The sequence below is a fragment of the Sphingobacterium sp. UBA1498 genome, assembly GCF_002325125.1.
GTDB lineage: Bacteria > Bacteroidota > Bacteroidia > Sphingobacteriales > Sphingobacteriaceae > Sphingobacterium.
In genome coordinates this window covers 173377-183424 of the sequence record NZ_DCRG01000005.1, presented here as the reverse complement: position 1 = coordinate 183424, position 10048 = coordinate 173377, and the positions used below count along the sequence as shown (strand labels likewise).

10 protein-coding genes are annotated in these 10048 nt (G+C 42.1%); 5 read left to right on the top strand and 5 right to left on the bottom strand.

Going from position 1 to position 10048, the window contains the following annotated elements; genetic code table 11:
- Positions 1 to 95 precede the first annotated feature (95 nt).
- Complete coding sequence (locus B3139_RS21530) at positions 96 to 290, top strand: PD-(D/E)XK nuclease family transposase (protein WP_414711825.1); 195 nt, start codon at positions 96 to 98, stop codon at positions 288 to 290.
- A 228-nt stretch (positions 291 to 518) separates the two neighbouring features.
- On the opposite strand, the gene B3139_RS05705 is transcribed toward B3139_RS21530, so the two are convergent.
- The 5 genes from B3139_RS05705 to B3139_RS05690 all read right to left on the bottom strand — a co-directional run bounded on the left by B3139_RS05705 (position 519) and on the right by B3139_RS05690 (position 3164).
- On the bottom strand, positions 519 to 1430 hold the full coding sequence (locus B3139_RS05705) for a helix-turn-helix domain-containing protein (RefSeq protein WP_293880679.1): 912 nt from the start codon (positions 1428 to 1430) through the stop codon (positions 519 to 521).
- A 74-nt stretch (positions 1431 to 1504) separates the two neighbouring features.
- A complete protein-coding gene (locus B3139_RS21525) occupies positions 1505 to 1678 on the bottom strand; it encodes a hypothetical protein (RefSeq protein WP_414711824.1) in 174 nt (57 codons plus the stop codon).
- Positions 1679 to 1858: a hypothetical protein gene (locus tag B3139_RS21520; RefSeq protein ID WP_414711823.1), complete on the bottom strand. Its 180-nt coding sequence runs from the start codon at positions 1856 to 1858 to the stop codon at positions 1679 to 1681.
- An 83-nt stretch (positions 1859 to 1941) separates the two neighbouring features.
- A complete protein-coding gene (locus B3139_RS05695; protein ID WP_293880675.1) occupies positions 1942 to 2853 on the bottom strand; it encodes an NAD(P)H-binding protein in 912 nt (303 codons plus the stop codon).
- A 146-nt stretch (positions 2854 to 2999) separates the two neighbouring features.
- Positions 3000 to 3164 (bottom strand): hypothetical protein, encoded by a 165-nt coding sequence (locus tag B3139_RS05690; RefSeq protein ID WP_293880673.1) that lies wholly within the window; start codon positions 3162 to 3164, stop codon positions 3000 to 3002.
- A gap of 246 nt (positions 3165 to 3410) precedes the next feature.
- Here B3139_RS05690 and B3139_RS05685 point away from each other — a divergent pair, with 246 nt between their 5' ends.
- The 4 genes from B3139_RS05685 (at position 3411) to B3139_RS05670 (ending at position 9973) form a co-directional block, all read left to right on the top strand.
- Complete coding sequence (locus B3139_RS05685; RefSeq protein ID WP_209576069.1) at positions 3411 to 4283, top strand: helix-turn-helix domain-containing protein; 873 nt, start codon at positions 3411 to 3413, stop codon at positions 4281 to 4283.
- Positions 4284 to 4397: 114 nt separating this feature from the next.
- Entirely contained in the window at positions 4398 to 5612 is a 1215-nt protein-coding gene (locus B3139_RS05680) for a TCR/Tet family MFS transporter (RefSeq protein WP_293880669.1), read from the top strand.
- A gap of 262 nt (positions 5613 to 5874) precedes the next feature.
- Positions 5875 to 7056: a DNA polymerase IV gene (gene dinB, locus B3139_RS05675; RefSeq protein WP_293880667.1), complete on the top strand. Its 1182-nt coding sequence runs from the start codon at positions 5875 to 5877 to the stop codon at positions 7054 to 7056.
- Positions 7037 to 9973 (top strand): DNA polymerase III subunit alpha, encoded by a 2937-nt coding sequence (locus B3139_RS05670; RefSeq protein WP_293880665.1) that lies wholly within the window; start codon positions 7037 to 7039, stop codon positions 9971 to 9973. The genes dinB and B3139_RS05670 overlap by 20 nt, the downstream gene beginning before the upstream one ends.
- Positions 9974 to 10048: the final 75 nt, after the last annotated feature.

The window sequence follows — 10048 nt, the reverse complement described above, 5'->3', positions numbered from 1 at the left end:
ATTATAACAAAAATGAGCATTTAGAAGATACAGAGGATATCGGTACCGTTATTTTTCATCTGACTTGTACTGCAGACAATGGCTAGCGCTTTAATATTGAAGTGCAGCGCACGTCACAGTTCGATTTGAAAAAGCGCATGCTTTACTACAGTAGTAAATGGATTGCGGATCAAGCACCCAAAGGCAACCGAAGGGCTTGTAAGTATGCAATTAATAAAGTCTATATCATTGTGTTGATGTTTAATCGCACAGGTGATTTGCAGCGTAGTGGTACAAAGTTAGGGATTTAGAATAATATTAACGAATCCTGTGTGGACCCTCAAATAATCAATGCTGTGGTAGCTTTTGACATTTTAGGGCGGGACAGTTCAACGGTAATTGTAGCGTAGTAGATAGGTTAAAAACAGCATTTGATGAAAGTATAAAATCTGTTTCATTTTCTTCTGCAGGTAATCTATGCTTCTTTCGGATCGAAAATTTTGTATCAGATTTCAACTTTAAGTTACTGCAGTTATATGTCAATTAAATGAGTGTCTGAACTCAAGTGGCGTTTGATTGGTTTTACTCTTAAAAAGGCGAGTAAAAGACTGTGGATAATCAAAACCTAACTGATAGGCTATTTCAGAAATAGAAAGATCTGTAGTAGATAAAATTTCTTTTGCATTCTCAATAATTCTATGCTGGATGTGCTGTTGGGTATTGAGACCCGTTAATGATCGCAGGATATCGCTCAAATAATTTGCAGAAACATGTAGATTCTCTGCAAAATACTGAACTGTTGGAATACCCGTTTGCACCAAATTTTCATTTGTAAAATAGGCCTCCATTGCATCTTCAAATCGTTGAATGAGGTTTTGATTTAATATCTTATGAGTTACAAATTGCCTCTTGTAGAAACGACTGCTGTAGTTTAACAGTAGTTCAATCTGCGATATGATAACATCGTGACTGAAATCATCAATCCTACTTTTAAGTTCCTCCTCGAGAATGCTAAAGACAGATAGTAGAGTTGTTTTCTCTTTTTCGGAGACTTGCAATGCTTCGTCAGTATTGTAGGAAAAGAAACCATACTGCTTAATTTTCTTTGAGAGTGGATAAGATAAAAAAAAGTCGGGATGCACAAGTAATATGCATCCGTTATTTTTTTTATTCGCAGGTTTTTCAAATAATTGCCCAGGAGCAGTAAAAACCAATCCTCCTTCACCAAAATCATAGTGATGTTGCCCATATTTTGCCTTACCGATCGTATTTTTATAAGCGATTTTATAAAAATCTAAAACAAGGAAATCAGCTAATGGCTCGTCTGGTAGTATCATTTCTTCTATCCGGATAAAACTCACAAGAGGGTGTTCGGGTTTTGGTAAACCAAAGATCCGGTGGAATTCAGATAAGGTGCTGAATTTATGCAATTTGTTTTCTTTGCTTTTCATCTCTAATAAAAAAGATTTTATAAAACTTTGAACAATATTTAACAACGTTGTCGTCAGCAAAAATACTGAATTAACTACCAAGGTGTTTCGCCTGTATCTGGATTATGTTCTTCGCTGATGAATTTTCCCGTCACTCCGTCCTCTTCAACCATTGCATATTTAGCAATTCTAAAATCGGCTTCTTCAACAGTGCTAGCACCTCTTTGTCTGTTAAAATCGGTTGTCAACAAAATCAGTTCATACAGCATTCACTTTGAAGACAGTTTTTCGAAGCTCACCATTACTTTCTTGAAGGCATTAGCAGGGGCCTCTAAAGCTGCCTGGGGAAGTGCGCCGTTGATACCTGCGTCGTTGATGAAAACATCCAAAGTTTCCATTTTACTCTCAAGTGCCTTTCTCGCGTTAATGACCGATTCGATATCCGTCACGTCCAACTGTGTGGCTTCAGCAGTTTTGCTGTCTCTATTCCAATATCTATATTGACGTCTGTTATAAGTGCTTGTTCATCGGTCTAATTATTTTGTCTGTCATATTCCGCTGCGAATTCAGTTGCAAAATCACTGAGCTTGACTTTCCCCAAATTCGGTTTGTTACGATAAAAATCTTCATAGAGACTGCCGTCAGCCTGTGCTTTCTGCATGGCAACTAAACCATGGGCAATCCATTCGTTGATCCCAGCTGAAAGCATTTGGTTTAATAATTCCTCAGCGGTAATTACTTTCCATTCTAAAGATGCATATCCGATGGCTTTACCTAATGTCTGTGCAATTTCGTTAGGTGAAACCTCATCACTGGCAATATACTGAACTGTCTTACCCGTAAAAGGCTTTGCCATTTCTTCAGCTATAGTATGTGCAATGTCATAAGGGGACACCCAAGGTTCCTTTCGGTCACCGCCATAACTTTGTACGATTGCGCCCGCCGATTTAATCGTGGGCAGCCAGCGATATATATTGCTAAAAAAGCCAACCGGTCGCATGAACTTGATACCAACATCCTGAGGCAGGGTGCGTAAAATTTGTTCAACTGCATGATGAACCAAAAGGCTGCCTGTTCCGTTTTCTGAGTGCGCCCCCACGCTACTCAAATGGACAATCCTTTTAAGGTTGGAGTCTTTAACTGCTTTTACATAGTTGTGTGCAATTTTTTCGAACTCTAGTCTATAGTCAATACTCTTGTCGAAGAGGCTACCTATTCCTTCCCAAGCTTCCATTAAATACACAATATCCGCGCCGTTGAACACTGTTGTTAAAAAATCCACATCCTGAATATTTCCTATCGCAGGAGTTGCTTCCAAAGCTTCGATTGCAGATGCTCTTTCAGGCTTACTGCTGATTACCGTTACTTGGTATCCCTTAGAAACCAACAATTTCGTCAGTGGTTTTCCGATGTTCCCTAGGGAACCAGTTATTACTATATTCATATCGTTATTTTATATAGGCAAATTTCCGTCAACCAATGAGAAGAAAATTAACAAAATCACGGTAATGATAAACTAAAACGTGGGTGCGCGGTAGAGGTTGCCTACAAATGATAAATACCCGATCCGACGAGCGAGTAACCTGCCGTTTAATCTAGTACCGCAGTGAGGCTAGTATTAATTGCAAATTTACCTTCTGCCGTCTCTTGGATGAAATCTGACAGATTGATATGAAGCATTAGTGTATGGTTTTCATTTGGTAAAAGCATACTGTCGGCTGCGATATTCACGGCGATAATTGATCCTTGTGGCATCTCTAAAGCATGGGGAAGGTTATCTATAGTTAACTCCCCTAAAAATAGCTACGATTATTAAAGTAGCTTTATAAATTAGTCCAAATGCTCTACTTCTAAATGCTCCAGTTTTTTTTCAAACTTTTTTCTTACTGATATAGGAAGTGTTCTATGTTTAAATTATTGATAATGAGATGAACTACCTCATATTGATGATTTAGTACCTTATTAATTTAATATATGATTTCAATTTTTAGATATTTGCAAATGGCTCTATTGATAACTTTGGATAATGTCTATAAATTGTACAATCTTGATTCTTCAAAAAAGACGGAAGGAATAGTTATTCTCAATCAGCAAAATGATCCTAAAAAGGAATATACAAATAATAGCCGTCTATTTGATGGTTTATTACTAGGATTTCTGATACAAGGATCCATGAAAGCACAGATTCATTTTTTAGAATATGAAATGAGCGCAGGGGATATTGCTGTTTTACAGCCGCAATTGATGATGGATACAAAATCATTGAGTGACGATGCCCAAATTGTAACCATTGGTCTTTCGTTAGATTTTATTACAGCATTTCCAATTTTACGTGAGTTTGTAATGAACAACCAAATGAGATGGCAGCCAGTTATCAGACTTCAACCTGAAGAAATTAAGTTGCAAAATGATTTATTGACGCTTATACAAAATTTCTATAATAAAAAACCTAGCCATAATAAAACGGAAATGCTTCGACATCTTGTTATGGTTCTCATAAGTATGATTTCTGAAGTATATTCTTCTTTACCGAGTAACAAAAGCTTGGTTAAAAACCGCACACATGAGATTATAGACGATTTTTATCTACTCATTTCAAAACATGCAAACCAACAAAGAAGCGTTGCGTTTTATGCTAATAAGCTACATTTAACACCACAATATCTTTCCACCTTCCTGAAACAGAGAACTGGAAAATCTGTATTACAGTGGATTGATCATATCACCATTCTACATGCTAAAACACTATTGAAATCTTCTAATTTATCAATTAAAGAAATTAGCAGCGAGCTTCATTTCGAAGAAACGAGTGTCTTTTGCCGATACTTTAAAAGAATAGTGGGGGTGTCGCCAAAAACCTATAGAAACGAATAATAATTTATGTCCTTTTTATCTGAACTATTTACAGCATATGATTAGCTTTCAGATTGTACGTAAACACCATTAAATTGTCAATACCTGCTATTTATCGCTGTTTAATTTTACAGGATGAAAAAAACAGGTAAAAAAGCAGCTATTGGATTTATATTTATAACGTTGTTGATTGATATTACAGGTTGGGGAATTATACTTCCCGTAGTTCCTAAACTCATTGGAGAACTTATCAATAATGACCTAAGTGAAGCTGCGAGATATGGAGGTTGGCTTGGTTTTGCGTATGCCATTACGCAATTTATATTTGCACCTATAGTGGGTAATCTTAGTGATAAGTATGGGAGACGCCCAATTATTTTAATTTCTCTTTTTGGATTTGCTATTGATTACGTACTCTTAGCACTAGCGCCTTCTATTGGGTGGTTGTTTTTTGGAAGAATCATTGCCGGTCTTACTGGGGCTAGTATTTCAACAGCTAGTGCATATATAGCTGACATATCGACCGATGAAGACAGAACTAAAAATTTCGGCTTAATCGGCGCAGCTTTTGGATTAGGGTTTATTATAGGTCCTGTAATAGGTGGTTTGCTTGGCCATTATGGCGCGAGAGTTCCTTTTTATTTCGCTGCTATATTATGCATGGTCAATTTTCTTTACGGCCTGCTTATACTACCGGAAAGTTTAGAAAAAGATAAACGTCGGTCATTTAGCTGGAAACGTGCAAACCCCATTGGAACAGTTAATTTTTTGAGAAAACAGTCAAAAATATCAAATCTCGTCATCGCTTTAATTTTGGTCTATGTTGCCCTCCACGCTGTACAAAGCAATTGGCATTTTTTTACTATGTATAAATTTAATTGGACGGAAAGAACTGTAGGTCTATCGCTTGGTTTGCTCGGCTTATTGCTTGGCTTTGTACAAGGCATTCTAATGAGGTGGACAACGCCAAAATTAGGGGAACATAAAAGTGTATATTTTGGGTTGCTATTTTATGCATTAGGTTTAATGCTTTTTGCATTTACTAATCAAGGGTGGATGATGTTTGTTTTTCTCGTTCCTTATTCCTTAGGTGGAATCTGCGGACCCGCACTTCAATCAATAATCAGTAAAAATGTTCCTGCAAATGAACAAGGTGAACTGCAGGGGGCATTATCAAGTTTAGTGAGTGTTACGGCTATTTTGGGACCTCCAATTATGACAAACTTATTCTATTATTTCACTCATGATAAAGCACCATTTCAATTTTCAGGAGCTCCGTTTTTTCTAGCATCCATTTTAATGTTTATTAGTGTAATTATTATATATTTTGCTTTTCGACAAAAACGTTAAAAAGAAGCTAAAGACTAAATCCCTCACCCTTCAAGTAGCTGCGTGTATTTTCGTTCATAGGTTCTGTTTCATGATAAACAGAAAAGCCGCCAACGTGCTTAAGCTGACATCGGGTTACAAAATATATCGCTGACAATGACTGTGATAAAAATTAAACCATTGTGCCCTCTTGGTTGTTTGCTAATAATATTAGTAATTTTGAATACAGCAACTACCAAAAATCAAAACGCACAATGCAGTGCTTTTGGCACAATTGAAAAACATGGAGAGGAGTATAGTACATTGTGATCTTGATACATTTTTTGTATCTGTCGAGCGCTTGCAGAACAGCAAGCTCATCGGAGTACCTGTGCTCATAGGAGGAAGCAGTGACCGCGGTGTAGTTGCCTCTTGTTCCTATGAAGCCCGTAAGTTTGGCGTGCATTCCGCTATGCCGATGCGGCTGGCCCTGCGCATGTGTCCCGAAGCAGTAGTCGTACGGGGCGATCACGATCGCTATAGTCACTATTCCGGCATCGTCACGCAAATCATTGAAGAAGACACGCCCATTGTCGAAAAAGCCAGTATAGACGAGCATTATCTAGATGTCTCCGGTATGGACCGTTTTTTTGGTTGTTGGAAATGGACACAGGAGCTCCGCCAGCGCATTATCAAGGAAACTGGACTTCCCATCAGTTTTGGCCTGTCGGTCAACAAAACAGTTTCTAAGATTGCTACAGGCACGGCCAAACCCTGCGGCGAAAAGCAGGTGCAGCATGGTACCGAAAAAGGCTTCCTCGCACCGCTATCCATCCGCAAAATCCCAATGGTAGGCGAGAAGTCCTTTACCTTACTCCGGAATATGGGAATTTCTAAGATCGGTACCTTGCAGCAGATGGAGGTGTTCACCATGCAAAAGGTCCTCGGGGAAAACGGGATCAATATCTGGCGCAAAGCCAATGGTCTCGATGATTCCCTGGTGGTACCTTTTCGGGAGCAAAAGTCCATGTCCAAAGAAAATACCTTTCAGCAGGATACGATCGATATGGATGTACTCCGCCGCACCCTGATCGGTATGGTCGATACACTGGCCTTTGATCTGCGCAAAGAGCAGAAGCTGACCAGCTGTGTCACCCTCAAGATCCGTTACAGCAACTTTGATACCCATACGCAGCAGTTGCAGATCGGTTATACCAATTCGGATCGAAAGCTTACCGATGTGGTGCTTTCACTCTTCAAGAAACTGTATAGCCGCAGGATGCTGATACGCCTTATCGGGATTAAGTTCTCGGGTTTAATTTACGGATCCTATCAGACCGACCTCTTCGACGATAGCGCCGAGGAGGTCAATCTGATGCAGGCCATGGACAAGATCCGAAAACGCTATGGCGCCGAATTTCTGATGAAGGCCATCTGTGCGCCGCTGCCGGAGAAAGGAGGGGATCATGCTCTTAAATCTACATAGTTACTATAGCCTGCGCTTTGGCACGCTCAGCCTGCAGGATCTTATCTCGGGCATGCTTGCTGGCGGTTATGATACCGCCGTACTTACCGATATCAATAACAGTTCCGGTTCGCTTGACTTTATTAAGCTGGGGCGGGCCGCAGGATTGAACCTGCTCGCCGGCATGGAGTTTCGCCACGACGATCAACTTTGTTTCGTCGCCATCGCCAAGAACGAAAAGGGCTTTCGGGAGATCAATGACTATCGGACCAAGCTTAATATGGAAAACCGTGCTGTACCCGAGCGTGCACCCGAATTCGAACAGGTCTTTGTCATCTATCCCCTTAGCAAACTCAATGCTTTTCCGCTAAAGGACTACGAATACATTGGCATCAGACCCATTGAGCGTACACGTGTCCAGTTGATGGACCGAAAGGTGCTTGACCGCTGTGTTATCCTGGCACCAGTGAGTTTTCGTAAGGCCGACTATACCTTACATCGGCAATTAAGGGCCATTGACAACAACCTGCTGATTTCGCAACTGAGCCCGGATCAGACTGCAGCCGAGGACGAGGTATTTATCCCCCGGGTTAAGCTGATGCGGTTATTTTCGGATCTGCCGCAGCTGCTCGCCAATACAAACCGCATACTGGGCCAGTGTTCTTTCAGTTTTGATTTTACCAGCGTCAAGAATAAAGAAACCTTTACGGGCAATCGCTACAACGATAAGCAACTCCTGCACAAATACTGCATAGACGGCTTCTCCAGGCGCTATGGTCGTCAGGACCGGGTGGCCACCGAACGCATTCAGCGCGAGCTTGAGATTATCGAAAACTTGCGTTTCTCCAGTTACTTTCTCATTACCGACGAGATCTGCCGCTATGCTCGAGGGCGCAATTTTCACTATGTAGGGCGGGGCTCGGGAGCCAATTCTGCAGTAGCTTATTGCTTGGGTATCACCGATGTTGATCCCATTGCGCTCAACCTACCTTTTGAGCGTTTTCTTAACCCCAAGCGCAAGAGTCCGCCAGACTTTGATATCGATTTCAGCTGGAACGAACGTGACGAGATTTATGATTTTATTTTTAATCGTTATCAGACAGGTCATACCGCACTTATGGGCGCTATGAGTACGTTTCGTTCGCGGAGTATCTTGCGCGAGCTGGGTAAAGTGTATGGACTACCCAAGGCCGAGATCGACCGCTTGGTGCATGAGCCCGAGCATATGCTCAACAAGAATGAGGTGACCAATACCATTCTGAGCGTCTACAACCGCATGGCCGACTTTCCCAACCAGCGCACCATCCATGCCAGCGGCGTGCTCATCTCCGAGGAACCATTGACCTTTTATTCGGCGATGGACAATCCGCCAAAAGGGTTGCCGACCATGCAATTTGATATGTATGTGGCCGAAGATATCGGCTTCGAGAAATTTGATATTCTTTCGCAGCGCGGCATCGGCCATATCAAAGATTGCCGTACCATTGTGCGGGAAAACTTGGGGGTGGTCATCGATACCGACAATCCCAAGCGTTTCTTTCACGATGCCCATATTGCAGCGCAATTAAAATCTGCTAATACCATCGGCTGTTTCTATATCGAGAGCCCGGCCATGCGGCAGCTGCTCACCAAGCTGCGTTGCGATGATTACCTGACTTTGGTGGCTGCCTCATCCATTATTCGGCCAGGTGTGGCCAGTTCGGGCATGATGAGCGAGTACATCCGTCGGCATCACGATCCCGCGACGGTCGTCTATCCACACCCCGTGTTTAAAGAGCAGCTCGAAGAGACCTACGGCGTGATGGTCTATCAGGAAGATGTGATGAAAATTGCTAATGCCTATGGCGGACTCGATATGGCCGATGCCGATGTGCTGCGACGGATGATGTCGGGCAAATACCGGAGCAAAGACCACCTGATCGAAATTGAGGATAAATTCTTTTCCAACTGCAAGGCCAAGGGCTACGACGAAAAGATCAGCCGCGAGATCTGGCGGCAGATGGAAAGCTTTGCGGGCTATTCCTTCAACAAGGCGCATTCAGCATCCTTTGCGGTAGAGAGTTATCAGAGTCTTTTCCTAAAGACTTACTATCCTTTGGAGTTTATGGTTGCGGTGCTCAATAATTATGGAGGGTTTTACAGCCGTAAGGTGTATGTCAATGAGGCCCGAATTTCAGGTGGCAATATCTGCCTGCCCTGTGCCAATCAGTCGGTCTTTAATACTTCCATTCAGGGTAAAGATATTTACCTCGGTTTTGACTGCCTGCTCAATCTGGAGGGTAAACTGGCCAATCGCATTATTGAGGAGCGCGAAGCCAATGGCAAGTATACGAGTCTGGAGAACTTTGTTAAACGGACACAGACCGGTATTGAGCAGGTCGTTATCCTGATCCGCGTTGGAGCCTTGCGCTTTACGGGGACTGGCAAAAAGCAACTGCTGTGGGCGGCACATCTGATGATGAGCAAGCATAAGCCTGTGGCAGCGGGTATAGCACTGTTTGAGACCGAGAGTCGCAAGCCTATACTGCCACCTTTGGAAGAAGATATCCTGGAGGATTATTACGACGAGATGGAGCTGATCGGCTTTTGCGTCACAGGAACCCTTTTTGATCTTGCCAAAAGCGATTACCGTGGCGATATGCCGGCCCGGGAACTCTATCTGCATGAAGGTAAAATAATTCGGATAGTGGGGGACTTTGTCTGTGAAAAATTTGTCAAGACCAAGCGCGGCGACCTAATGAAATTCGGCACTTTCCTCGATGCCGAGGGACGCTTTTTTGATACGGTACACTTTCCACAAACACTGGTGAAATATCCGCTCCTTGGTGCAGGAATCTATTTGATCGAAGGTAAAGTTGTTGTCGAATATGGCTGTCCATCTATCGAGGTGATACGCTGTGCCAAGATGCCGCTAAAGCCCGATCCGCGGAGTGAATAATGAACTTCTGAGTCATATCATTAAAGAATTTTTATGTGTAGCTGTAAGTGTGTAATCAATTTTGATTACATTTGT

Bases quoted from the DNA above. Each gene is read 5' to 3' on its own strand.
- dinB (WP_293880667.1), top strand. From the start codon at position 5,875: ATGGAGAGGAGTATAGTACATTGTGATCTTGATACATTTTTTGTATCT.
- B3139_RS05670 (WP_293880665.1), top strand. From the start codon at position 7,037: ATGCTCTTAAATCTACATAGTTACTATAGCCTGCGCTTTGGCACGCTC.
- B3139_RS21525 (WP_414711824.1), bottom strand. From the start codon at position 1,678: ATGCTGTATGAACTGATTTTGTTGACAACCGATTTTAACAGACAAAGA.
- B3139_RS05695 (WP_293880675.1), bottom strand. From the start codon at position 2,853: ATGAATATAGTAATAACTGGTTCCCTAGGGAACATCGGAAAACCACTG.
- B3139_RS05680 (WP_293880669.1), top strand. From the start codon at position 4,398: ATGAAAAAAACAGGTAAAAAAGCAGCTATTGGATTTATATTTATAACG.
- B3139_RS05705 (WP_293880679.1), bottom strand. From the start codon at position 1,430: ATGAAAAGCAAAGAAAACAAATTGCATAAATTCAGCACCTTATCTGAA.
- B3139_RS05685 (WP_209576069.1), top strand. From the start codon at position 3,411: ATGGCTCTATTGATAACTTTGGATAATGTCTATAAATTGTACAATCTT.
- B3139_RS05690 (WP_293880673.1), bottom strand. From the start codon at position 3,164: ATGCCACAAGGATCAATTATCGCCGTGAATATCGCAGCCGACAGTATG.